The sequence below is a fragment of the uncultured Rothia sp. genome, from assembly GCF_963555405.1.
Lineage (GTDB): Bacteria > Actinomycetota > Actinomycetes > Actinomycetales > Micrococcaceae > Rothia.
The window spans coordinates 111,465-136,096 of the sequence record NZ_CAUVVO010000006.1 but is presented as its reverse complement, the minus strand read 5'-3'; the positions used below and the strand labels follow the sequence as shown (position 1 = coordinate 136,096).

Annotated in this window: 24 protein-coding genes; 7 read left to right on the top strand and 17 right to left on the bottom strand. The window is 57.5% G+C overall.

Features of this window, described 5'->3' with window-relative positions; all coding sequences use genetic code 11:
- Positions 1-264: 264 nt before the first annotated feature.
- The 9 genes from dnaB to RWL87_RS05855 form a co-directional block, all read right to left on the bottom strand.
- The gene (dnaB, locus tag RWL87_RS05895; RefSeq protein WP_005504033.1) at positions 265-1,620 is read right to left on the bottom strand and encodes a replicative DNA helicase; all 1,356 of its coding nucleotides are present in this window, start codon (positions 1,618-1,620) and stop codon (positions 265-267) included.
- Between the two features lie 105 nt (positions 1,621-1,725).
- Positions 1,726-2,817, bottom strand: coding sequence for a nucleotide disphospho-sugar-binding domain-containing protein (locus RWL87_RS05890; RefSeq protein WP_313969220.1), 1,092 nt, complete (start codon positions 2,815-2,817; stop codon positions 1,726-1,728).
- A gap of 267 nt (positions 2,818-3,084) precedes the next feature.
- Positions 3,085-3,891, bottom strand: a complete 807-nt coding sequence (locus RWL87_RS05885) for a methyltransferase domain-containing protein (protein ID WP_313969219.1) — start codon at positions 3,889-3,891, stop codon at positions 3,085-3,087.
- A 668-nt stretch (positions 3,892-4,559) separates the two neighbouring features.
- Positions 4,560-4,865, bottom strand: a complete 306-nt coding sequence (locus RWL87_RS05880; protein ID WP_304269131.1) for a hypothetical protein — start codon at positions 4,863-4,865, stop codon at positions 4,560-4,562.
- Positions 4,866-5,117: 252 nt separating this feature from the next.
- The gene (gene rplI, locus RWL87_RS05875) at positions 5,118-5,570 is read right to left on the bottom strand and encodes a 50S ribosomal protein L9 (protein ID WP_005504050.1); all 453 of its coding nucleotides are present in this window, start codon (positions 5,568-5,570) and stop codon (positions 5,118-5,120) included.
- 20 nt (positions 5,571-5,590) lie between these two features.
- On the bottom strand, positions 5,591-5,827 hold the full coding sequence (gene rpsR, locus RWL87_RS05870; RefSeq protein ID WP_004005948.1) for a 30S ribosomal protein S18: 237 nt from the start codon (positions 5,825-5,827) through the stop codon (positions 5,591-5,593).
- 83 nt (positions 5,828-5,910) lie between these two features.
- Entirely contained in the window at positions 5,911-6,543 is a 633-nt protein-coding gene (locus tag RWL87_RS05865; RefSeq protein ID WP_294628797.1) for a single-stranded DNA-binding protein, read from the bottom strand.
- Between the two features lie 95 nt (positions 6,544-6,638).
- Positions 6,639-6,944, bottom strand: a complete 306-nt coding sequence (rpsF, locus tag RWL87_RS05860) for a 30S ribosomal protein S6 (RefSeq protein WP_070687853.1) — start codon at positions 6,942-6,944, stop codon at positions 6,639-6,641.
- Between the two features lie 191 nt (positions 6,945-7,135).
- Positions 7,136-8,560, bottom strand: coding sequence for a CCA tRNA nucleotidyltransferase (locus RWL87_RS05855; protein WP_313969218.1), 1,425 nt, complete (start codon positions 8,558-8,560; stop codon positions 7,136-7,138).
- Between the two features lie 126 nt (positions 8,561-8,686).
- On the opposite strand from RWL87_RS05855, the gene RWL87_RS05850 reads away from it, so the two are divergent.
- The 5 genes from RWL87_RS05850 to trxA all read left to right on the top strand — a co-directional run bounded on the left by RWL87_RS05850 (position 8,687) and on the right by trxA (position 13,966).
- Positions 8,687-9,190 (top strand): NUDIX hydrolase, encoded by a 504-nt coding sequence (locus RWL87_RS05850; RefSeq protein WP_005504058.1) that lies wholly within the window; start codon positions 8,687-8,689, stop codon positions 9,188-9,190.
- 66 nt (positions 9,191-9,256) lie between these two features.
- Complete coding sequence (gene murJ / locus RWL87_RS05845; protein WP_313969217.1) at positions 9,257-10,921, top strand: murein biosynthesis integral membrane protein MurJ; 1,665 nt, start codon at positions 9,257-9,259, stop codon at positions 10,919-10,921.
- Positions 10,922-11,116: 195 nt separating this feature from the next.
- A complete protein-coding gene (locus RWL87_RS05840; RefSeq protein ID WP_313969216.1) occupies positions 11,117-12,307 on the top strand; it encodes a serine/threonine protein kinase in 1,191 nt (396 codons plus the stop codon).
- A 244-nt stretch (positions 12,308-12,551) separates the two neighbouring features.
- Positions 12,552-13,586, top strand: a complete 1,035-nt coding sequence (gene trxB, locus RWL87_RS05835) for a thioredoxin-disulfide reductase (RefSeq protein WP_311448642.1) — start codon at positions 12,552-12,554, stop codon at positions 13,584-13,586.
- A 53-nt stretch (positions 13,587-13,639) separates the two neighbouring features.
- Complete coding sequence (gene trxA / locus RWL87_RS05830) at positions 13,640-13,966, top strand: thioredoxin (RefSeq protein ID WP_049332220.1); 327 nt, start codon at positions 13,640-13,642, stop codon at positions 13,964-13,966.
- Between the two features lie 110 nt (positions 13,967-14,076).
- Here the strand turns inward: trxA and RWL87_RS05825 are convergent, their stop codons facing one another.
- The 8 genes from RWL87_RS05825 to rpmH all read right to left on the bottom strand — a co-directional run bounded on the left by RWL87_RS05825 (position 14,077) and on the right by rpmH (position 20,383).
- Positions 14,077-15,375 (bottom strand): ParB/RepB/Spo0J family partition protein, encoded by a 1,299-nt coding sequence (locus RWL87_RS05825; protein WP_313969215.1) that lies wholly within the window; start codon positions 15,373-15,375, stop codon positions 14,077-14,079.
- A 235-nt stretch (positions 15,376-15,610) separates the two neighbouring features.
- Entirely contained in the window at positions 15,611-16,453 is an 843-nt protein-coding gene (locus tag RWL87_RS05820) for a ParA family protein (RefSeq protein WP_313969214.1), read from the bottom strand.
- A gap of 457 nt (positions 16,454-16,910) precedes the next feature.
- Positions 16,911-17,552, bottom strand: coding sequence for a 16S rRNA (guanine(527)-N(7))-methyltransferase RsmG (gene rsmG, locus RWL87_RS05815; protein ID WP_399534293.1), 642 nt, complete (start codon positions 17,550-17,552; stop codon positions 16,911-16,913).
- Position 17,553: 1 nt separating this feature from the next.
- Positions 17,554-18,120 carry a R3H domain-containing nucleic acid-binding protein gene (locus RWL87_RS05810; RefSeq protein WP_313969213.1) on the bottom strand — a complete coding sequence of 189 codons (567 nt, stop codon included), beginning with the start codon at positions 18,118-18,120 and terminating at the stop codon, positions 17,554-17,556.
- 110 nt (positions 18,121-18,230) lie between these two features.
- On the bottom strand, positions 18,231-19,220 hold the full coding sequence (gene yidC / locus RWL87_RS05805; RefSeq protein ID WP_313969212.1) for a membrane protein insertase YidC: 990 nt from the start codon (positions 19,218-19,220) through the stop codon (positions 18,231-18,233).
- Between the two features lie 51 nt (positions 19,221-19,271).
- Positions 19,272-19,745 (bottom strand): membrane protein insertion efficiency factor YidD, encoded by a 474-nt coding sequence (gene yidD / locus RWL87_RS05800; protein ID WP_070832502.1) that lies wholly within the window; start codon positions 19,743-19,745, stop codon positions 19,272-19,274.
- A complete protein-coding gene (gene rnpA / locus RWL87_RS05795) occupies positions 19,742-20,119 on the bottom strand; it encodes a ribonuclease P protein component (RefSeq protein ID WP_303970992.1) in 378 nt (125 codons plus the stop codon). The genes yidD and rnpA overlap by 4 nt, the downstream gene beginning before the upstream one ends.
- Positions 20,120-20,245: 126 nt before the next feature.
- Positions 20,246-20,383 (bottom strand): 50S ribosomal protein L34, encoded by a 138-nt coding sequence (gene rpmH, locus RWL87_RS05790; protein WP_049332235.1) that lies wholly within the window; start codon positions 20,381-20,383, stop codon positions 20,246-20,248.
- A gap of 570 nt (positions 20,384-20,953) precedes the next feature.
- Here rpmH and dnaA point away from each other — a divergent pair.
- Complete coding sequence (gene dnaA / locus RWL87_RS05785) at positions 20,954-22,672, top strand: chromosomal replication initiator protein DnaA (protein WP_313969211.1); 1,719 nt, start codon at positions 20,954-20,956, stop codon at positions 22,670-22,672.
- A 787-nt stretch (positions 22,673-23,459) separates the two neighbouring features.
- Positions 23,460-24,584: a DNA polymerase III subunit beta gene (dnaN, locus tag RWL87_RS05780; RefSeq protein WP_313969210.1), complete on the top strand. Its 1,125-nt coding sequence runs from the start codon at positions 23,460-23,462 to the stop codon at positions 24,582-24,584.
- Positions 24,585-24,632: the final 48 nt, after the last annotated feature.

Sequence of the window (24,632 nt, the reverse complement as noted above, 5' to 3'; positions counted from 1 at the left end):
GTCAGAGTGTTTTAAGGATGCCAAAAAATCTTCAAAAAACTTCCAAAAAACCTCATAAACGCAGAAGAAACCACTCAAACCCTCGAAGAAAGCCCAGTGAAAGCCCTCTAGAGCCCTCTCAGCAGCCCCTGATTCCTACCTCCCACACACCACTACCTCACCGATAGATACAGAAAGCCCCTCCCCTTCCATCCCGAAAGGAACAGAAGAAGAGGGGCACAGCTACAGAGTGCTGAAGCTTAGTAACGCTTAGTGCTGGGCTGCTTAGTACTGGGGAGGAGCCTCATTCGCCATATTGTTGAAGCGCGAGTACTTACCGCTAAACGCCAGAGGGATAGTACGAGTCGGACCACCACGGTGCTTAGCAATAATCATGTCCGCCTCACCCACGCGTTCGCTATCCGGGTTATACATATCCTCACGATGCAGCAGAATCACCATATCCGCATCCTGCTCAATAGAACCAGACTCACGCAGATCCGAAACCATCGGACGCTTATCGGTACGCTGCTCTGAACCACGGTTCAGCTGCGACAGCGCAATCACCGGAACATCCAGCTCCTTAGCCAACAGCTTCAGGCTACGAGAGAACTCCGAAACCTCCTGCTGACGCGACTCAACCTTCTTACCCGAACTCATCAGCTGCAGGTAGTCCAGCACCACAAGCTTCAAATCATTACGCTGCTTCAGACGACGACACTTCGCGCGAATCTCCATCAGAGTCATATTCGGCGAATCATCAATAAAGAGAGGAGCAGAATCAATACGGCCCTGCAGAGTCGCCAGGTTCGTCCAACCTTCAGTATCCAGGTCACCCTTCTTCAAGCGACCCATCGAAATCTTGCCCTCCGCAGAGAGAATACGCATCGCCAACTCAGTACGGCTCATCTCCAGAGAGAAGAACACAGTCGTCATCTGATGATGAATAGCAGCAGAACGAGCAATATCCAAAGCCAGAGTCGACTTACCCACACCCGGACGAGCCGCAATAACAATCATCTGGCCGCCATGCAGACCACCGGTCAGCTCATCAAACTCAATAAAGTCAGTCGGCACACCGTACACGCCATCCGGGCGGTTCGAGTTCGCATCAATCTCATTGATGGTCTCCTCCAACGCCTCAGAGAAAGACACATAGTCTTCCTTCGCGTTACCATCAGTCACCGCATAAATCTCAGCCTGCGCCTGATCCACCAAAGTATCGACCTCAGTCTCATTGGCGTAACCCAGCTGAGCAATCTTCGTACCCGCCTCAATCAGGCGGCGCATAATCGCGTGCTCCTTAACAATCTCAGCGTAATACTGAGCGTTAGCAGCAGTCGGAACCGAAGCAATCAGCGTATGAATATAGGACGCGCCACCCACACGAGTCAGCTCGCCACGCTTCTTCAGCTCATCAGCAACCGTAATCGCATCCGCAGGGCTACCGTGACCGTAGAGAGAAAGAATCGCCTCATAAATCGTCTCGTGCGCCGGCTTATAGAAATCAGAGGCACGCAGGCTCTCAACCACATCCGCAATAGCGTCCTTCGACAGCAGCATGCCACCGAGCACCGACTGCTCAGCCACATCATCATGAGGCATAGTGCGGGAACCATAATCAATGGCAGTTTCAGACATGCTTATCCTCGCGTTTCAATCCGATATCTACGACGTTCCAGAAACAACTTCTGCAGAACTCCTATGCTAGTTTCTCACGAAGGTCCACGCGAAACCCATACACGCCTATCGCGGACTGCGGAGATAATCCTCAATCTTCTCAACAGCGAGCGCTGCACCATCCATGGTGCGCATCGCCTCGCCAAGCTGCCGTGCCCTGGTGCGCAGACCCTCATCGCTGAGCAAGCGGTCCAGAATATCGCGCACATTGCCGCGGCGCACATCATTCTTCGTAAAACGCAGGGCGTTACCGTAGCGCACGCACTCCTCAATATTCCAGCTCTGCTCAGCCTGCATCGCAATACCCGCAAACGGCACACCCGCCAGGCACGCCGTCTGCACCGTTCCCTCACCGCCGTGGGTCATCGAGGCGTCAATATGACCGGCAAGCAGATGAGCCGGAACGGTCCCCGCAAAGTGGATGTTATCGCCCAGTAGGCGGGTCTGCACCTCCGAGAGCTGTACACCGCCGCCGACCAGCACATCCACCGGAGCAGCTGACAGCTGCCGTAGCACCTGCGCCAAAATATCTGCAGACCCTGAGGAACCCATTCCCACGTAGACCAGTGGCCGCTCTCTCGGTTCGAGAACAATCTGCGGTAGCTCACCGGGCGCACGGTAATAGATAGGACCCACACTAACGTCCGGCTCTACCAACGAGTCGCCGCGCAACTGCGTAAACAGAGAACAGATAAGGTTCACATCGGCGCTGAGCATATCCACGGTACGGCGAGGAAGCCTCAGCTCATGCTCACGAGCCACACGTGTAAAAGAAGCCGGCTTATACGAAAACACCCGCGCCACCGCCCGCAACCACCCCGGCGCTGCAAGCTCGCCGGCTGCAGGCTTCTTCGAAAAATACGTCGACGAGTACGCGTACGGGCGCGCATAGAAAATAGGGACACCCGCAATACGCGCCGACAGCAGCATTGTCAGGTTAGAACCAATCACCACAGCATCCGCGCTAAAGTCACGAATAGCCACAAGCTCAGCGGCAACCCTTTGGCGCACCATATCGGTCGTAAAAGGATGCCGCACTCCTCTGCCCTGATCCAGCGCCATAATCTGCTCAGCCTCAGCATCGCTCATAATCGGTTCGCGAAGATGCACGGGCAACCCCGCGTTTTCCAGCAGTCCCAGGTACTTGGGGGAATACACGTGGAATAAGACCGTATGACTTCGCTCCTGAGCTGCACGCGCTATCTCGATACAGCGCGTGGTTTCACCCATATTAAAGCTTTCGGGAGAGAAAAGAATACGGCTCATAACAATCTCCGGGAGGCGCACACATGACTGAGCCGGTTCTGCGGCTCCTACATCGCGGCTCATACACCTCAGTGTAAAACGGAGCCTCAGTATTCCCCCGGATAGCGAGGAATACTGAGGCTCCGTTTCACTGCGTGAGTTTTGCGGTGTGAGTCTGTCTTACTTCTTACGCAGAACCAGACCGATAGCGCCAATGTGGTCCGCGTGGCGGCGGAACACGCCGCGCATACCCAGCACGCGCTCACGAATCTGCGGCTTACGCGCTAGGTTGAACGCAATCTTCGCAACGCCGGCGGGACCTTCATCCGCCAGCAGACGCTTAGGCTCCAGCAGAGCCATATCGGTCTGGTACACATCCAGCACCTCAAAGCCTGCCTCTTCCGCCAGAGCAGTCCACTCGGCAACAGTCAACGGGCGGGCATTCACGCGAATAGTGCGCGCCAATTCCTTCTGAATCTCTTCCTTCAGCTCAGGACGCAGGTAATCGGGAACCAGCGACATCTCGTGAATAGCGTAGTAGCCACCCGGACGCAGCAGGCGGGCCGCCTCACGCATAATCTCCAGCTTGTGCTTATCGGTCTGCATGGTCAGCATCGCCTCGCCCACCACGGCATCGTAGCTCTCCGAGGGCAGACCGGTCTCCTGGGCGCTAGCGTTCACCACACGATAGTTCGGCTTAGTTGCGGCGCCAATACGCTCGGTCACGATTTCAGCAGCCTTGGGATCAAGATCCACACCGGTGTAGCTCTTGGGGGAACGCTTCACAATTTCCAGGGCGGTAATGCCCAGGCCCGGCGCAAACTCCACGACGTCAATGTCGCCGCCCAGGGCACGAGCCAGCAGCCAGTTGGTGGTCTCGCGGCCGCCGGGGCGCAAAACCTTCTTGCCCAGCTGGGCGAGCAACCAGTGGCCTGCAGCCTTTTCGGCGGGGCGGTCGGTACCGGGAACGGAAGGGGTCTTAGACACGGGAGACAACTCCTCAATACTTGTATTTAATATGCAAAATTTATCTTCCCTAATTCTAGACCCGCCACCCACAGGAAAGGAAATATGACGTTATGTAGAAGTATGGTTGCCCTTTATTACAGTGCACCACGGTTACGGCATGCCCTAACGCCGTTGTCGTCTCCAGTTGCCACTCCCGCAAAACTCAGGGGTTAAACAGAAACTGGAGTTGGACCTCTCGATCCAACCCCAGTCTCATCACACACACATACATACGAAAATCAGAGCCACTTCCGCAAGGAAAGTCCAACTTTCTGATGGCCCTCTCGAACCATCTATATAAAGTATTACGCGTAAACCTTTATTCCCTGTAGGTTAAAGCTGTAAGAAACCTGGGAATAGATTTTTCCTCAGAATCGAGGCGCAGCACCCAGGATTTCACGCGGAAACTATATGCCGCATTAAAAGAAGAAAGGCAAGGCGCTTTTGCCTTGCCATCCTTCTTTCGCTAGCGGGCGACCCCGCTACACGAAACACACACATTCACATCGCAGTCCTCTCGAACCAACACTTATAGTAAACACCCCCAACCTTATGGGAGGATTGAATTTCGCTGGAAACAAGCTGGGAGAAAACCAACAGAACCCTGAGAGCTTTGATATTGTGCAGTTTGCGAGCCTCAAACCGGGCTAATAAGCCGCCATATACAGCCCAAGCAGCACCAGCGGATTAGCGACTACAGATATAACCGCCAGGCAAATATTAGCCACGCGGTACTGGCGGAACTTCACCAGACCCACCAGTGCACACACCAGAGCAATGCTGGAGGCAAGGCCGCCAACCACCAGCAAAAGAAGCAGAAGAGCAGTAGCGACATTAGCGTCCGCAAATGGGATAACTGCTAGAACGCACAGCAGCAAATTGACGCACTCCAGCACCACACCTATGCACAGAAGCTGAGCGCTAGAAGACAAACGAGAAAAAGATCGAGCCATGTATACCAGTCTACGGGGTCATTTAGCCTACCCCGCAGTCGCAACCGCTCCAACCACCAATCCTTCTGCCGCCCAACCCCTATTCTCAACCTCCCAAAAACAATGTTTCACGTGAAACATGCACCGGAACGAGCGTCACCACGACACAGCTACGGATACAACAAACGGGGTGCCCCTCACGAAGAGGGGCACCCCGTCCAACACTCAACACCGAAGCTTCAAAGCCTCAGCGTCAAATATCTAAAAATCTACTTACGCAGCAGCAACGACGTCCAGGACAACGTTAGCAACAACGTCAGCGTGCAGGCGGACAGTCACCTTGTACTCACCGGTGCGCTTGATAGCGGAACCCAGGTGGATGGTGCGCTTGTCAACGGAGCCAATGCCAGCAGCCTCAATAGCCTCAGCAATAGCCTCAGCCTTGACGGTACCGAACAGGCGGCCGTCAGCGCCAGCCTTGTGTGCAACGACAACCGGCTTAGCAGCCAGGGACGCAGCAATTGCCTGAGCCTCTTCCAGAGAAGCCTTGGCACGAGCCGCACGAGCGGCGCGGATGGACTCAACCTGCTTCTCGCCACCCTGGGTCCAGGTCACGGCGAAGCCGCGGGGCAGCAGGTAGTTACGTGCGTAACCGTCCTTAACGGTGACAACATCGCCAGCTGCACCGAGGCCGGAAACTTCCTGAGTCAGAATGATCTTAGCCATGTTACTGTCTCTCCTTCTCTTTAGCGGCCAGCGCCGGAGTAGGGCAGCAGTGCAACTTCGCGGGCGTTCTTAATAGCCTGAGCGATCTTGCGCTGCTCCTGAACGGTCACGCCAGTCACGCGGCGAGCGCGGATCTTGCCGCGGTCGGAGATGAACTTGCGCAGAAGTGCGACGTCCTTGTAGTCGATAACGGTGACGTCAGCAGCCTTGAGGGGGTTCTGCTTGGGTTTGGGCTTACGGATTTCAGCCTTAGCCATCGTGGTGCTCCTTAGAGTTGGGAGCCCGCGGCGGATAACCGCGGGATGGATTGATAAATTACTATTCGGAAAACGAAACCGGCTTAGAACGGAGGTTCGTCGTCGGCGCCGCTACCCCAATCATAGTTACCACCAGACTGAGAACTCCACGGATCAGCAGCAGGAGCTGCGGGGGCCGCCGGAGCAGCCGGAGCGGAGTAGCCAGACTGGCCAGAGTAACCATTACCCTGGGGAGCCGCAAAATTGTTCTGCTGAGGAGCGGAGAAACCGCCCTGAGCAGCAGCGTTGTACCCAGCGCCACCGCCAAAGCCACCCTGCGCACCGCCACCGAAGTTATTACCTCCGGCAGAACGCTGTGCGCGAGTCACCTGAGCAGTAGCAAAACGCAGAGTCGGGCCGATCTCCTCGACCTCAAGCTCAAACGAAGTACGACGCTCGCCTTCCTTGGTCTCGTACGAGCGAGACTTCAGACGGCCCTGCGCGATAACCTGAGTACCCTTCTTCAGAGTCTCTGCAACATTCTCAGCGTAACCACGCCACACCGACGCACGCAGGAACAGGGTCTCCCCATCCTCCCACTGGTTCGTCTGGCGGTTAAAAGTACGCGGAGTCGATGCGATCGTGAAATTAGCAACCGCCGCACCCGCAGGGGTGTAACGAAGCTCCGGATCGCCAGTCAGATTACCAATAACGGTAATAACGGTATCGCCTGCCATTTGATGCCTCCTCGATAAGAGTTACAAGTATGTTGAATCCAGTACAGCGCAACCCCCTGACATTTTTAGGGGGTCAGCCGACCGGCAAGAAACAACTACTTGCTGGAGATCTTCTGATCCTCCGGGCGGATGATCTTGGTACGCATGACGGACTCGTTCAGGTTCAGAACACGATCGAGCTCAGCTGCGGTCTCGGGGGTAGAGGTGAAGTTCACCACTGCGTAGATACCCTCAGACTTCTTCTGGATCTCGTAAGCCAGGCGACGACGGCCCCAGATATCGACGTTGTCGATGGAACCACCCTCGTTGGTCACGATCTCGAGGAACTTGGACAGCGACGGCTCAACCGCACGGTCCTCAACCTCGGGGCTGAGGATAACCATCAGTTCATATGCACGCATGATTAAACCCCTCCTTTGGGCTAAACGGCTATGGGATTTCCATAGCAGGAGATTCATTGTGCTCTACACGTGAAGCACACCGGGTGGGGAACACGCATAGATTTCTTAACAATACACGAGAAAAAGCAGATAGAACAGTACCGCACCGCGTGAGCTCAACCATGCGATGCGGCACCGAAAAACCGCAGAAGCTACGCCTGGCGACGCTGCTCCCACCACTGCAAAAGACGAGCCTTCGCCTCCTCCTCAGGAAGCGAACCCTCATCCAGACGCAAATTCAACAAGAACTTATACGCCTCACCCACCACCGGGCCCGGCGCAATACCAAGAATCTGCATAATCTGACCGCCATCCAGATCCGGGCGGATCGCATCCAGCTCCTCCTGAGCAGCCAACTCGGCAATACGACGCTCCAAATCGTCATACGCCTCAGCCAGCGAGCGCGACAGGCGACGATTACGAGTCGTCACATCGGAACGGGACACACGATGCAGACGCTCCAACTGATCGCCCGCATCACGCACATAACGGCGCACCGCAGAATCAGTCCAACCCGACTCACGGTAACCATAGAACCGCATGTGCAGCTCCACCAGACGAGCCACAGCCTTAATCGTGTCATTATCGAAACGCAGGGCGCGCATACGCTTCTTCACCATCTTCGCGCCCACCACCTCATGGTGCAGGAACGAGACAGAGCCGTCCTTCTCAAACTTACGAGTCTTCGGCTTACCAATATCGTGCATCAACGCCGCAAAACGCAGAATAAAATCAGGAGCCGGGCACGGGCCATCCTCGCCCGTCTCCTTCTCCATCGCCTGCTCCATCACCTTCAACGAATGCGCATACACATCCTTATGGTGATGCGCCGGATCCATCTCCATACGCAACGCAGGAAGCTCCGGCAACACATAATCCGCCAGACCCGTATCCACCAGCAGGTTCAAACCCACCCGCGGATAATCCGCCTCAATCAGCTTCACCAGCTCATCACGCACACGCTCAGCCGAAATAATCTCAATACGGCCAGCCATCTCGCGCATCGCCTCGAAAACCTCCGGGGCAACCTCAAGATTAAAACGCGCAGCAAAACGAGCCGCACGCATCATACGCAGCGGATCCTCAGAAAAAGACTCCTGCGGCGAGCGCGGAGTACGCAGAACGCCCTCACGCAAATCCTCCACGCCGCCGAAAAGATCAACCACCTCGCCGCTCGGCAAAGCCGCGGCCATCGCGTTAATCGTGAAATCGCGACGCACCAGGTCGGCGCTCAAATCGGTACCGAACTGCACCGTCGGCTTCCGCGAATCGGACACGTACACCTCGGCACGGTAAGTCGTCACCTCGTACACCACGCCATTCTTACGGGCGCTAATCGTGCCGTACTCCTTGCCGATATCCCACGTGTGCTCACCCCACGCGCGCAAAATCTGCTCGCTCTGCTCAGGGGTGGCGTCCGTCGTCAAATCAAAATCGGTGAAATGGCCGCCGTCATCCAGCAGGTTGTCGCGGACAATACCGCCCACCAAGTACAGCTCAAAACCCGCCGCACGGTACAGTTCTCCCAGCTCGGCGGCATCCGGGTACTTCGACACAACATCAATAAACAGCGACATAATCCTTTAATCGTGCCAGAAAAACCACCCACGCGCCCACCCCACACCCACAACACCCCACCAAAGACAGCTATCTCACCCCAAACCGAGACACACAAACCCTCACATATCGGTTAAGGTAGAACCATGAGCATTCCCGTACCCCGCGCCCCCAAAACGCGCTTCACCGCGCCCGCGCGAGCGGTACCCGCCCCCGAAGAAGTCTCCGCAGGCGGGCTCATCATCGACTTTGACCGACCCGAACAGCTACCCGTAGCCATCATCGCCCGCATCAACCGCAACGGACAACGCGAATGGTGCCTACCCAAAGGCCACATCGAACACGGCGAAACCACCGTCGAAGCCGCACAACGCGAAATCAGCGAAGAAACCGGAATCACCGGCTACCCCGTAGCCTCCCTCGGCACCATCGCCTACTGGTTCACCTCCAACGGCACGCGCATCCACAAAACCGTGCACCACTACCTCTTCGCAGCAACCGGCGGCGAACTGAGCATCGACAACGACCCCGACCACGAAGCAATCGACGTCGCATGGGTCCCCCTCGAAGAGCTCCCCACCCGCCTCTCATTCGCCAACGAGCAACACATCGCCCGTAGCGCGCGCGAATACATCACCACCCAGCTCTAAACACCCGTTAAATAGAGCCCCAAAAACTAAAAGAAGCAATCACCCGCCGAAACAGGAGAGACATACGTGGCACGTAATGACGCCCGCTCAAGCGCAATCATGGCAGCAGGCACCCTCGTCTCGCGCATCCTCGGATTCGTCAAGACCATCCTGCTCACCGTAGCCATCGGCTCACTCTCAACCGTCGGCGACGTCTTCGAAACCGCCAACACCCTACCCAACCTCATCTACGTGCTTGTCGCGGGCGGCGTCTTCAACGCAGTCCTCGTACCGCAGATCATCAAGGCAGCCAAAGCACAAGACGGCGGCGCACGATACATCTCCAAACTCGTCACCCTCACCGTCACCGCAATCGGCCTCATCACCATCATCACCGTCGCCTGCGCCTGGCCCATCATCAGCATCATGGGCTCAGGATGGAGCCCCGAACAACGACAGCTCGGCTTCATCTTCTCCCTCTGGTGCCTACCCCAAATCTTCTTCTACGGCCTCTACACCGTCATCGGACAGGTCCTCAACGCCAAAGACGCATTCGGCGCCTACATGTGGTCGCCCGTACTCAACAACGTCATCACCATCCTGTCGCTATTCCTCTTCATCTTCCTCTTCGGCGCACAGACCCCCAACCCCCATCCGATTCACACCGTAGAATCCTGGACCAACGCCCAGACCCTCGTGCTGGCTGGCTCCTCCACCTTCGGCGTCATCATGCAGGCACTCGTCCTGTTCATCCCCCTACGCAAGCTCGGCCTGCGCCTCAAGCCCGACTTCGCATGGCGCGGCATCGGCCTGCGCGCAGCCTCCAAGCTCGCCGCCTGGACCCTCGCCTCCGGCATCATCTCCAACCTCGCGTTCCTCTACATGACCAAGGTCGCCGCCGGCATCGTCGGCCAGCGCGAACACTACGCCGCCATGGGCATCCAGATTCCGGGTCTGCAGGCACTCAACTACGCCTCCATGCTGTACATGCTGCCGCACGGCGTCATCGGCATCTCCATCGCCACCGTGCTCTTCAACCGCATGAGCGCCTCCGCCATCGCTGACGACAGCGACAGCGTCATCTACGCGCTCTCCCACGGCCTGCGCAACGCAGCCGTAGCCACTGTCTTCTGCATGGTCGCACTCATGGTGCTCGCAGGCCCCATCGCCGTACTCTTCAGCGGCGGCGACCCCATCGCAGCAACTATCATCGCCAAGCTCATCGTCATCACCGCGCTCGGCACACCCACCCTCACCATCAACTACCTCTACAGCCGCGTACTCTACGCCCGCGAAGACGCACGCACCCCCTTCCGCATCCAGGTGTACTCCGCCATCATCATGGTCATCATGAGCTTCGCAGCATCCCTGCTCGACGCCCAGTACACCGTGTACATGCTCGCGCTCATCTACCCGGTGCACAACGTGCTGATCATGTTCATCAGCCACCACATGGTCCGCCGCCGCCTCGGCTACTACGGCCAGCGAGGCATCGTCAGCACCTACGCACGCACCACCCTCGCATCCCTCTTCGCTGGCGGCATCGCCGCCATCGCGCTCTGGCTGCTCGGCGGCTACCAGCTCGACGGATTCGCCTGGGCCTCCAAGATCACCGCAATCATCACCCTCGCCGTATGCGGCACCGTCATGGGACTGGCATACCTCGCCGGTATACAAATCTTCCGCGTCAAGGAAGCCAACGCACTACTGGCACCCCTCACCTCCAAACTTGAGCGTTTTGCCCGCCGCTAAAGCAGCACACAACGCCCAACCCGGGTAGCTGCCCGTGCACCCACCGCACCCCACACCGGGCCCGCAGAGGACACAGGCAGCCACCCGGACGCCACAAACTATCACTCAGCCCCAGCATCCTTCAATGCCGGGTAGAATCTAATAGTCAGGGCCCGCCACACGGCAGGCACTATGAAACCACCTCGGGAGAACACGTTGTCGCAACAGATTCCGGTCGGATCGGTCCTCGGAGGCCGCTACGAGATCACCGCACACATCATCATTACGGCAGAATCCGACATGGTGCTTGAAGGCACCGACCAGATTCTCAACCGTAAGGTCTCGGTCGTCGTCGCATCGCCCAGCCGCAGCGCACTGCTGGAAGCAAACTCCCGCGCGCTCGCAACCAACGCACGCGGCAACATCCAAATCCTCGACCTGGGCATCACCCCCGAAGGTAGCCGCTACCTCGTCACCTCCCACACCCGCCCCGACACCCTGCTGGACACCCTGCTGGTCGAAAACCACGCACTCTCCAACGCAGAAGACGCGCTGGGCACCGAAATCTTCGGCGACTCCGAAAGCGGCAGCTCCCCCAACACCTACGAGAAGGTCTCCACCTCCACCGCCAACCAGGAGAGCATCACCGCCGCCAAGAACTGGAACGCATCCGACGGCACCGCCGTCACCGCGTACTCCGAACCCACCAGCATCTACGAAGATGACGAAGACGAAGAAGACGGCAGCCGCGGCACCTGGGCCGTCGCCCTGGCAGCAGTCCTGCTGCTCGTCATCGTCGCAGGCGGTATCCTCACCTCCCTGGGCGCAATCGGCTCCAACCAGGCAGCCGCACCGCACACCCCCAAGTCCTCTATGTCCGCCTCCGAATCGGCTGCGGCAAACGCCAGCGCATCGGCATCCCCGACCGCTAAGGCATCGAACGCACCGGCGAAGATCGCGTCCGTGGCTCGCTTCGTGCCCTCGAACCCCACGTTCATGAACGACATGGACACCCTCATCCCGAACCTGACCGACGGTAACGCCAACACCGCATGGATCAGCTACGGCTTCGGCACCGCCAACTACGCCGGCACCATCAAGGAATTCGGCCTGGCACTGAAGCTACAGACCCCCACCGTCGTCTCCAAGCTGACCATCCAGCAGACCACCGGCACCGGCGGCTCCTTCACCGTCTACACCAACAGCTCCGCATCGCTGAGCGGCGCAGTTGAGGTCGGCAAGGGCACCTTCGAAGGTAAGGATGCGGTCGTCACCCTGGACACCTCCAAGCAGAGCGCAGAAAAGGGCGCCTACGTGATTATCGTGGTCAACGAGCTGCCCCGCCTCTCCCTGCCCATTGGAAACTGGAGTTACGGTCTGCGCATCAACGAAATCAAGGTGGACTAATCACCCCATAAAGCGACGCCGGCAGGGCGCTCGCACCCCAGACACAAGGGCGGGGCTTCTGAACTTACTGAGTTCGGAAGCCCCGCCCTTTTGATGTCCATTTATGACTCTTTATGGCAGGGTTACTACCCGAAGATTCACAGTGGGCGGAGTATCTGGCTAAGGGTCCCCCAAGATGGAATAATCGAGGGTAAAGCCCTGTTATAGGGGCATAACGAAAGACCTACAACGAAAGACATATCTGATGACTGAGAATCTGGGAGGCCTCTTCGGAGGCGCCGCCCTGGGCAACCTGAACCTCGCATCCGCACCCGCCACCGAGGCGGCACCGGCAGCAGAGGTTGAGGCCGACGCAACCGTCCACAACGTCATTATTGTGGGCTCCGGCCCCGCCGGCTACACCGCGGCAATCTACGCGGCGCGCGCCGAGCTAAAGCCCGTCCTCTTCGCCAGCTCCCTGGCACCCGGCGGCTCCCTCATGAACACCACCGAGGTCGAGAACTTCCCCGGCTTCATTCAGGGCATTCAGGGCCCCGAGCTGATGGAGAACATCGGCCAGCAGGCTGAGCGTTTCGGCACTGACATCCGCTACCAGGACGTGGAAAAGGTCGAACTCACCGGCGACGTGAAGAAGGTCTACACCGCCGACGGTGCCGTTCACCTGGCAAAGACCGTCATCATGACCACCGGCTCTCAGGTGCGTAAGCTCAACATTGAGGGCGAGGACCGACTCTCCGGTTACGGCGTCTCCTGGTGCGCGACCTGCGATGGTTTCTTCTTCAAGGACAAGGAAATCGCCGTGGTCGGCGGTGGCGACTCCGCACTGGAGGAGGCACTGTTCCTGACGACCTTCGCATCCAAGGTGTACCTGGTGCACCGCCGCGATTCGTTCCGCGCCTCTGAAATCATGCAGACCCGTGCATTCAACAATCCGAAGATTGAGGTTGTCTGGGATTCGGCTGTTACCGCAGTTCACGGTGAGAGCAACCTCGAGTCGATTACCCTGACCAACACCAAGGACGGCTCGGAGCGCCAGCTGGCTGTTCAGGGCCTGTTCATCGCTATTGGCTCCGATCCTCGCGTGGAGCTCGTGCGCGATCAGCTGGAGATTACCGAGAACCACACCATCGCGGTTCAGGGTCGTTCCTCGAAGACTTCCGTTCCCGGCGTTTTCGCTGCCGGTGACGTGATTGACCCGACCTACCGCCAGGCAATTATTGCTGCTGGTTCCGGTGCTGTTGCCGCTCTGGACGCGCAGCACTACCTTGAAAACCTCTAAACTATTCGTATTACTCGCTGGGGAATCCGCCCCGTGTCAGAAAGGAGCACTCCGTGAGCAGTGCACAGCAGGCAACTGACGCCACCTTCGACGAACTGGTCCTGAAGAACGACAAGCCCGTTATCGTAGATTTCTGGGCTGAATGGTGCGGCCCCTGCCGCATGGTTGGCCCCGTGATTGACGAGATCGCTGGCGAGTACGCCGGTCAGGTTGACGTGGTCAAGGTGGATGTTGAGGCTAGTGGCGATACCGCCATGAAGTACGGCATTACCTCCATTCCCGCTATCTACCTTTTCAAGGGTGGCGAGGTCGTCAAGAAGACCGTAGGCGCCAAGACCAAGTCCGCTCTGCTGGCTGAGTTCTCCGAGCACCTGGGCTAATCTTTCGAGAAGTTAGAGAAAAACCCTCGGTGATGTTTCACGTGAAACATCACCGAGGGTTTTTGTGTATGCAACTAGATTCAGTTGCTAAACGTTATTTATGTGAAAATTTAGCCGGAGAAATCAGAATCCAGAACACGGATAATGCGGTTCAAATCCTCGACATTCGCAAACTCGATGGTCATCTTACCCTTGCGGGCACCCAGCGAAATTTTCACCGAGGTATCGAGCTTATCCGCGAAAGCCTCCGCAATATAGTCCAGGCGCTCACGGTGCTTCTGAGGCTGAGGAGCCTTACGCTCCTTCACCTCCGTGGCGCCGGATGCGTGGTTCACCAACTCCTCGGTTGCACGAACCGACAGGCCCTCATTCACAATCTTCTGTGCGAGAGTCTCAATCTGCGCCTGATCGGTCAGAGCCAGCAGAGCACGCGCGTGACCGGCGGAGAGAATACCCGCCGCAACGCGACGCTGCACCAGAGCCGGCAACTTCAGCAGACGAATCGTATTCGAAATCTGGGGACGAGAACGACCAATACGCTTAGCCAGCTGCTCCTGAGTGGTATCAAACTCCTCCATGAGCTGCTGGTATGCCGCCGCCTCTTCAATGGGGTTCAGCTGACTGCGGTGCAGGTTCTCCAGCAGGGCGTCACGGAGCAGGTCGCTGTCTTCAGTCTCACGAACAATCGCGGGGATAGTGGTCAGACCAGCCGCCTGGGTCGCACGCCAGCGGCGCTCACCCATAACCAGCTCATACTTTTCGGCACCGTTTTCGCGCGAGGGACGCACGACAATCGGCTGCAGAACACCAATCTCACGCACCGAGTGGATGAGCTCCTCCATGTCCTGCTCATCAAAATCGGTACGGGGCTGCTTGCGGTTCGGGTGAATATCGCGAACATTCAGCTCGGCGAACTGGGCACCGGGAACCGGAACCAGGCCGCTCTGCCCCTCGGAAGCGGACTGCGGAGTGGAGACGTCTTCACCAAAGAAGAAGTCCACCGGGCGACGGGTCAGGGTGGTGTTGCGAAGCGCCGCTCCCATGTCCACGCGGGACTTCTTCTTCGATGTTTCACGTGAAACATCCTGCGAGGAGGCGGGGGTTTCTACCTTTTCTTCTGCTTTCTCGGCGGGAGCAGGCTTTTCCTGAGCGGGTGCAGAGTCAGCAGGCTTAGCTTCTACAGCCTCGGTCTTAGTGCTCTTACGGTGCTTCTCCGGCTTGGCCTCGTGAGCCATTTCGAAGAGGCCGTCAGTCATCGGCTCTTCAATCGGAGCAGAGACTTTCTTGGGTGCAGTCTTTACTGCAGCAGTATTTTCGGATGCCTTCGCCTCAGCATTACCAGAATTCTTCGTACTCTGAGGGATCAGCGCCCCCAGGCCACGACCCAAGCCGCGTCGCTTTTCAGCCATCGTTACTCCTTAGGACTCCCGGACGAGCCCGCTCATTTTTTCTTCTTCATCTAGTGTAAACGAAATAAGCACTCGAGAGCAGGAGCAGAAATTGTGCGGCACACAATCCGCATTATTTTTAAAAATTAATGCGCTAAGGATGTTTTTGAAGATTTTACCTAGAAAATACCGCACACAATGAGCCCTTTTGAATCATCGAAAGACAATTCAAAAGGGCTCATTCAAAAGATTTAGATTATGCAGATCGGCGTGAGAGTTCCTGTGCCGCCTCGCGGTAGGCGCGAGCGCCGGTCGACGACGAGTCGTAGGTGATGACAGTCTGCTGATAACTGGGTGCCTCAGAGATACGCACCGAGCGAGGAATCTTCACACCCAGAGTCTCCTCCGGGAAGTGCTCACGAACCTCCTCCGCCACCTGGAACGCTAGGTTGGTGCGAGCATCGTACATGGTCAGCAGAATCGTGCTGATGCGCAACTTAGAGTTCAGGTGCTTCTGAATCATCTGAATATTCTTCAGCAGCTGACTCAGACCTTCCAGTGCATAGTACTCGCACTGAATCGGAATCAGAATCTCTTCCGCCGCAACAAAGGCGTTGACAGTCAGCAGGCCGAGGCTCGGCGGGCAGTCAATGAAAACGTAATCCAGGCGCTCCATGCCCCGCTTCTCGCGCCACTCGGTGTAGTCCATGAGGGCGTTCTTGAGGCGGGTCTCGCGAGCAACCAGGGAGACCAGTTCAATCTCCGCGCCCGCAAGATCGATATTGGCGGGGGCACAGAATAGGCCGGGCATGTCGGGGCATTCCTGAACAATCTCAGAAAGCGGCTTATCTTCAATCAGGACATTGTAGACACTGGGGACATCCACGCCGTGCTCAATGCCCAGTGCGGTTGAGGCGTTACCCTGCGGATCGTTGTCGATGACCAGAACGTTGAGTCCAGCCTCCGCGAGCGCAGCGGCGAGGTTCACGGCGGTGCTGGTTTTACCCACGCCACCCTTCTGATTCGACACGGTGAAGACACGCGTATGCACAGGCTTAGGGAGCAAATCTGCAACAGATTTCTGAGCTTGAGGAGTCATCGGGTGCCTTCCATATTCCGGGTGGTGTGTCTACAGTGATGCTTCTTCTGGCGCCTCGCTTGGCGTGATGTTCCGAAATGTTCACGTGCGAGGAGGGTCTACTTCCCCGCTCCCCTGCCGCTACCTATTCCCGGCATGTTTCACGTGAAACATACTCCGTAAGGTGCTGAAGCCTGCAATGTTTCACGTGAAACATTGGTGATGCCTGCCTGGTCTCTGAAGGACTCGGCGCCCTCACTGAATTATCAGGCTTTGATGCAGAAGAGTCTAAGGTTTCAATCCTTCCTTAAGGGTACCCGGCATCAGGTCAATACTCCACGCGAGAGGTCATTCTATGTACTCTGCGGATACACACACTCAACATGCCCATCAAACCTGCGCACAAAAAATGGGCGGTACCGCACAAGCCAGCATATTCACTAGCTCATTGCGGTACCGCCCACTCAGGACAAAGCCTTTAGAGACGAACTCGAACCACCGTCGTCGGCTCCTCCAGCAGGTTGCCACCGGCGGTGAGAATCTCAGTCTCACGCGCACCGTAGCGGTTCAGCTTCTTCTTCGCCTTAGTAATCTCCTCAGCGGCGCTACGACCCTTCAGAGCCAGAAGCTCGCCGTTGCCGCGCAGAATCGGCAGGGTAATGTCCAGCAGACCCACCAGGGCGGACACAGCACGCGCAGTCACCACATCAGCCTCAACAGTGCCCACAGCCTGCTCAGCACGCGAACGCAGCACGGTCACGTTCTCCAGGCCCAGATCCTCGACAACCTCATTCAGCCAGATGACACGGCGCTCCAGAGGCTCAATCAGAGTCAGCTTCAGGTCCGGGCGAGCAATCGCCAGGCACAGGCCGGGCAGACCCGCACCCGAACCAACATCAGCCACCGAAGCGTTCGGGGCGATGTACTCCTGCACCACGGCACAGTTCAGCACGTGGCGAGCCCACAGGCGCGGCACCTCACGCGGACCAATCAGACCGCGCTCAATACCGGTCGTCGCCAGGTGCTGCACGTAACGCTCCGCCAGGGGCAGACGCTCACCGAACACAGCCTCCGCAGCAGCACGCTCACTCTCGTTGAGAGTAACCATCGAAGTCTCCATACTAGGCTCCTACCTCGGGAAGAGAAATCACCACGTGACGGCGAGGGCCCTCACCCTCAGATTCGCTGTACAGGCCAGCGGCGGCCACCACATCGTGCACAACCTTGCGCTCGTACGGGCTCAGCGGCTTCAGGTGCTCATCACGACCGGTAGCGCGCACCTTCTCAATAGCGTCAGCGGCAATCTTCTCCAGCTGCTCACGACGCTCAGCACGGTAACCGGCAATGTCCAGAATCAGGCGGGAACGGGTGCCGTTACCAGCCAGGACGGAGAGGCGCACCAGCTCCTGCAGAGCCTCCAGAACCTCGCCGTGGCGGCCGACTAGGTGGCGCAGTTCCTCATTGTCATCGTCGTCGTTGAAGACCGAAAGGTAGATGCGGTTATTGCGCACCTCAATATCAATATCGCCGTCCATATCGACAATATCGAGGAGCTCCTCGAGGTAGTCAGCGGCGATATCGCCTTCCTCGTCGATGTCCTCAAAATCGTCTTCTTCGCCCTCAAGGGGCTCCTCTACCAGCTGCTCCTCAACGAGCTGCTCATCCTCATATTCCATAGCTTCAGTCACGATAATCCTCAGGGTGTTCGGAGGGGTGTCCTAGGGGTAAAAAGTATCTCATACACGGCGCCGGGCCCGCGCCACACTGGCGAGAACCCGGCCCGAATCACGGAAGAAAACTACTTCTTTCCGTTCTGCTTATTGCGTTGCTGCTTCTGGCGCTTCTTGCTGACCGGCTGCTGACGCTGACCCGCAGCGGCACGCTCACGAGCCTCCTGCAGATCCTTCTCGTGCTGCTCACGGGTCTTACCAATCGGAGGCAGGCCCTTCGCCGCACGGCGAGCGTTCAGCTCACGCTCCGCCTGAGAACCGGGGGTCGGGTTATTACGGATAACCCACCACTGCTGGCCCAGCGACCACAGGTTCGACACGGTCCAGTAGTACATAACACCCAGCGGGAAGTTAATACCGGAAACAGCGAAGATGATCGGGAAGATGTACATGATCATCTGCTGCTGACGGAACATCGGAGAGTTCAGAGCCGCCTCCGACATGTTCTTCACACTCAGCTGCTTCTGAATGTAGAACTGGGTCGCACTCATCAGAACAATCATGATGACCGCCTGAACAACGGTCGCGGTAGTGTCACCAGTGCCCGGGTGCAGCATGGTCGCGAACAGCTGAGCACCGAAAATCTGTGAGTCATTGAACTGGTGCACCAGATCAGCCGGCAGCATGAGCACGCTCTCATTGCTCTGCGCCGCAGTGGGAACGCCCATCAGCACCTGGTACAGACCGAAGAAGATCGGCATCTGAGCCAAAATCGGCAGGCAGGACGCGAAGGGGTTCGTACCGTGCTTACGGTACATTTCCATCTGCTCCTGAGCCATCGCCTGGCGGGAGAGCTGGTCCTTCTTGCCCTTGTACTTCTCCTGCAGCTTCGCCATATCGCCCTGCATCGCGGTCATACCGCGCATAGCCTTAATCTGCTTGACGAACAGCGGAATGGTCAGGGTACGCATCACCAGGGTCAGGAAGATAATGCACAGAACCCAGGTCATACCGGACGCCGGGTCCATACCCAGCGAGGTGAAAAGAGTGTGGAACAGCCACAGGACCACGGAGACGATCCATTTAAACGGCCAAAGAATCAAATCAAAAATATTCACGCGGGAATACTCCTTAAGGACTCGGCTAAGTCATTGTGTGGGAGGCGCCGCCTACTCAGGGCGGGCGTCACCACCGGTGTGAGGGGTGTAAAGATGGGGGTGGTTGAGCAGAATAATTTTTGGTTCTGCTCCGGGAGCGAAAGTACGCTTCCCCTCCGGGACTGGGTCGATACCTCCGGTCGCCCAGGGAACACACCGCAGGATACGGCGCACCGTCAGGGAAAGCCCACCCATCGCACCGTGGGTGGTCAGCGCCTCCAGCGCGTAGGCTGAGCAGGTCGGGTAGTAGCGGCACACGTCCCCGTAGAGGGGGGACACAACCTTGCGGTAGGCCTTCATGCACGCAATCAGCAGGTTCTGCGGTAGAACATAGAGTGCCTGCAGGAAAGTTTCTGGCCGGACGAATTCGTTAGGCGCTAGCGCCAGTAGCTCGTCGGGGCCCAGAGTCTCAGCCGAGGCGCTGTAGGTGCCGCTGTGATGCGCGTGGAAGCGTTCTTCACGGTGGGAACAGCGAGAGTGACTCACGATGTCCCCTCGTCGTTCGGGCGGTTCTGCGGTCGGTTGAGCTTAGCGAACGCGGTCTCAAGTGCCGATTCGTAGTCGCGGCGCAGCTGATCCCAACTGGCGTTCGCGGAAGCGGGAAGCGCTCGCACCGCGATGGCGTACCCTTCCGGATGCGCGGCGCAGGTGAGCGCGGCAAGTTCACGCAACCGGCGCTTCACCAGATTGCGTGTGACTGCGTTGCCCACCGCCTTCGACACAATGAAACCTACCTGGGTTGTTTTTCCAGGATTTTTCGCCGTAGATACAACGATGTTCCGACGTCCTGTACGGATGCCGGAACGGAAGGCGTGGGAGAATTCTGCGCTGGTGCGCATACGGTGCCGTTGAGGCAGCACGTGTTCCCCTTTACGTAGTGTGGGAGATTCGGCTCGTGTACTGAGCTGACCTCCGCGTGTATTTCACGCTTAATGATAGTTCGCCCGCCGATGCGTGTGCATCGGCGGGCGAACTATATGCCGTGATTAGGCCGAGAGCTTTGCGCGGCCCTTACCGCGGCGGTTCGACAGAATCGCGCGGCCTGCACGGGTACGCATACGCAGACGGAAGCCGTGCTTCTTAGCGCGACGGCGGTTGTTCGGCTGGAAAGTACGCTTGCTCATACTTTGTCTCCTTGATTTTTGCGGTTCGTGCCCTCACGGGGTATCGGAACCGTACGCTTCTTGGTGCACGGAGGTACCGCGACTATTCGCAGTAGGCGGTGCACACACAACAGCACAACTTTAGAAGAGTGGAGGGCGTAAATCAAGTTCTTGGGGCGTTTTTCCGCGTGATTCCGGGCTCGTTTGCGCCGTGGAGGTGGTGATTGCGGTGCATTTATGGGCTGTGGAGAAGCCCCTTATGCAGAGGCTATAAACCTGGGGATATTTACAGCGGCACGATATCCACCGCGGTGCACAACAGCCTCTTACCCCCACCCACCGGAGAGTTATCCACAGCCTAGTGTTTCTGAGATGTTCCGCAGAATATCAAGGAAGAACCCCTGCTATGCACTTAAATCCACCGCTTATCCACTTCTGTAATTACAAGTTTTCCACCGTGTGGAAAACTCTTGTGGATAACTTTCTCCACCTGTGCATTAAGCGGGTAGAATCTTAATGACCTCGCGGTGGTTTCCGGCATTATTTCTTTACTGCGCCACCGCTTCACATCGAGTGAAAGTAAAGAATTCCATGACCGATTCCCTTCAGGCGCGCTGGGCGCATCTGCTCTCCATTCTTGCCGCCGATCCGGCGGTGACGGCACGTCAGCGCGGTTTCGTGAATCTTGCGCAGCCTCAGGGACTGATGGGTTCTTCTCGCCTCATCATTGAGGTGCCGAATAAGCTCACCCGTGCGGTCTTTGAGGAGCAGATTAGTGCTTCGTTCCGTGCGGCTCTGCATGAGGCTTTCGGTCCGTCGACCACTGCTCTTTTCGACGTGAACGAGTCCATGGTTCCGGTTGAAACTGCAAGTCAGGACGTTTTCCAGGGTGAGCGTGAGGTACCTGCCGAACAGGCTCCTGCAGTCGCTCCGACTGTTCCCGCGCATCCCGAGGTACCCACCGGCTCGCGTGCTTTTGAGTATTACACGGAACCGCATCCGGGCCCCGATCACTACGAGGTTCCTGCCGATGAGCAGGTCACCCGCCCCTCCCTGCAGGCTTTGGAGGCGGAGCGTGCCGGCTTTCCCGCCGCTCAGCAGTCGGCTCCGGTGACGACTCCGGCAGCTCCTGTCGCGGGTGCGCCGGCCCCTCGCGAATATCCGGCGCCCCTGCCCACTTTCGTTCCGGAGGCCCCGGCGGTACCGGAGTCTCAGCAGGTGCATCCGCATGAAGACCCGGAAAACGCGCCGACCTGGGATAGCTCTGCCCGACTGAACCCGAACTACACCTTCGATACCTTCGTGATTGGCCAGTCCAACCGCTTTGCGCACGCGAGCGCTTTCGCGGTGGCGGAGCAGCCCGGCATCGTCTACAACCCGCTCTTCATCTACGGCGGTTCGGGCCTGGGCAAGACTCACCTGCTGCACGCGATTGGTCACTACACCAAGTACCTGTACCCGAACCTACGCGTGCGCTACGTGAATTCTGAGGAATTCACGAACGATTTCATCAACTCGATTCGTGATGATGAGGGCTCGTCGTTCAAGCAGATTTACCGCAATGTCGACGTTCTGCTGATTGACGATATCCAGTTCTTGGCGGGTAAAGAGGCGACGATGGAGGAGTTCTTCCATACCTTCAACGCCCTGTATAACCACCAGAAGCAGATCGTGATTACCTCTGATTTGCCGCCGAAGCAGCTGACCGGTTTCGCTGAGCGTATGCGTTCGCGTTTCGGTTCGGGCCTGAACGTGGATGTGCAGCCTCCGGAGCTGGAGACCCGTATCGCGATTCTGCGGAAGAAAGCTCAGAACGAGATTTTGCCGGTGCGTGATGACGTCATGGAGTACATTGCTTCCCATGTCACGGCCAATATTCGCGAGTTGGAGGGTGCTCTGATTCGTGCGAGCGCTGCCGCCTCAATGAAGAAGCCGCCGGAGCCCATTACCCTGGCTGAGGCGGAGACCTATCTGAAGGATTTGCTCTCTGATACCGGTGGTGCGGAGATTACATCGGCGCTGGTTTTGGCGACCGTGGCGAAGTATTTTGATGTGTCCATTGAGGATATGCAGTCGAAGTCTCGCACCCGCACGCTCACGAATGCGCGCCAGGTGGCGATGTATCTGTTGCGTGAGCTGACGGAGATGTCTTTGCCGCGTATTGGCAACGATCTGGGCGGCCGCGACCATACGACCGTGATGCATGCGGTGCGTAAGGTGAGCGCGCAGATGGCGGAGCGTCAGACGATTTTCAATCAGGTCACTGAGCTGACGAATTTGATCCGCCAGGAGCAGCGCGCCGCCGGCTAGAGCCTCTAGATTCCCCGCTTTACAGCAGATTTTTCACCTTGACTAGGTATTTTACTCGCTGTGAGGCGGGGTATCTTGGTGAATTCCGCTATTTTTAGCGGTGAGAAAAGCTGGATTTTCAGGGTGTGGATAAGCTGTGCTTTAACTCATGTGTTCGTGTGGACGTTAAGTGCATGAATATTCAAAAGGTGTGGAATCAGGGAAATGTATAAATATCCATACACAATGCATCCTCAGCACTGAGTGGATTCTTCCACTTAATGTCCACAGGCTACTTCCGCGTCATTGCAGGCAAGGAAGGGGTTTTCCACCGTTTCCACAAGCGTTAACAATACTACTGTACTTAAAGAAAAAATCCTCCCCATAACAAATAATTCTGCTCGACCGTCCGGTCTAGTTCAGGTTTTTCTGTATACCCCTGCTGAAAGCGTAGATTTTCGCGGATTTGGGTCGTTGCTGCATGCTCTCTCTTGGGTTGGGTTTAGAAAAGAAACCAACACTGAACCATTGCCTAGTTCGAACCTATTTTCGGGTAGATTCGCTACGTCTTCCGACTATCTTTGTAATTACAAAAATACGGAGGCTCCACGCACCTCATTACACCCGTTTTTTCGCTGCAGAACTGACCTTCGAGTCTCTGTGTAATTACAAAATCCGGTAGGATGGATAGACGCGCGCGCGGAAGATTCACTGCGCACCAGAGCACGCGATATCTCCGGCTCTATCGCCCAAAGCTTTACGTGCGCCCACAACCTAACTCTCCAATTCCGTGAAAGGCGCCTTCTCGATGAAATTCACCGTTGAACGCGATGTCCTTGCCGAAGCAGTCGGCTGGACGGCACGCTCACTTCCGCTGCGTCCCACCTCCCCCGTACTCAACGGTCTGCTGATTACCGCCTCCGCAGGTGAGGTCAGCATCGCAAGCTTCGATCACGAGACCAGCGCCCGCCAGGTCATCGCAGCTGACGTTGAAGCAGAAGGCGTTTGCCTGGTTCCCGGCAAGATCCTGGCTGAAATTTGCCGCTCCCTGCCGAACGCACCTGTCGAGTTCACCGCAGACGAGTCCGTGATCCGTATTCACTGCCGTTCCGCTAACTTCCAGCTCGCTGGCATGCCGGTCGTAGACTACCCCGAGCTTCCTGAGCTTCCCGAAATTTCCGGTACCGTGGACGGCGCCGAATTCGCTGAAGCCGTCAAGCAGGTTCAGATTGCGGTGTCCAAGGATGAGACCCTGCCGCTGCTGACCGGTATCCGCGTCGAAATCAACGGCGACACCATGACCCTACTCGCCACCGATCGCTACCGCCTGGCGATGCGCGAAATCAAGTGGAACCCGGTCAACCCCGACGTTCAGGCGGCTGTGCTGCTGAAGGCTAAGACCGTCTCCGAGGTGGGTAGCACCCTCTCCGGTTCCGGTGAACTGTCCATCGCTCTGCCCGCCGCCGGCGAGCTGATCGGCTTCGCTGCAGGTACCCGCCGTACCACCAGCGTTCTGATGGACGGCGACTACCCCAACATTCGTGCACTGTTCCCCGAGCAGACCCCGATTCACGCGGTGGTTCGCACCTCCGATCTGGCTGAGGCTGCTCGCCGTATCTCCCTCGTGGCGGAACGTAACACTCCCCTGCGTCTGAAGTTCACCCAGGGCTCGGTCGCTATTGACGCCGGCCGCGGTGATGAGGCTCAGGCTTCCGAGACCCTGCAGGCGCACCTGTCCGGTGAAGACATCACCGTTGCGTACAACCCTGCATACCTCTCGGATGGTCTGAAAGTGTTCGGTACCGAGTTCGTACGTTTCTCCTTCACCGATGCGCCGAAGCCCGCCGTGATTTCCGGTCAGGACGAGCCGCTGGCTGAGGACGACCGTAACTACCGTTACCTGCTGATGCCGGTTCGCCTGCCCTCGAACTAGTAGCTAGCCGCCCCGCGCGCCTCCCAAGGTTCTGCCCAAGGAAGCCCG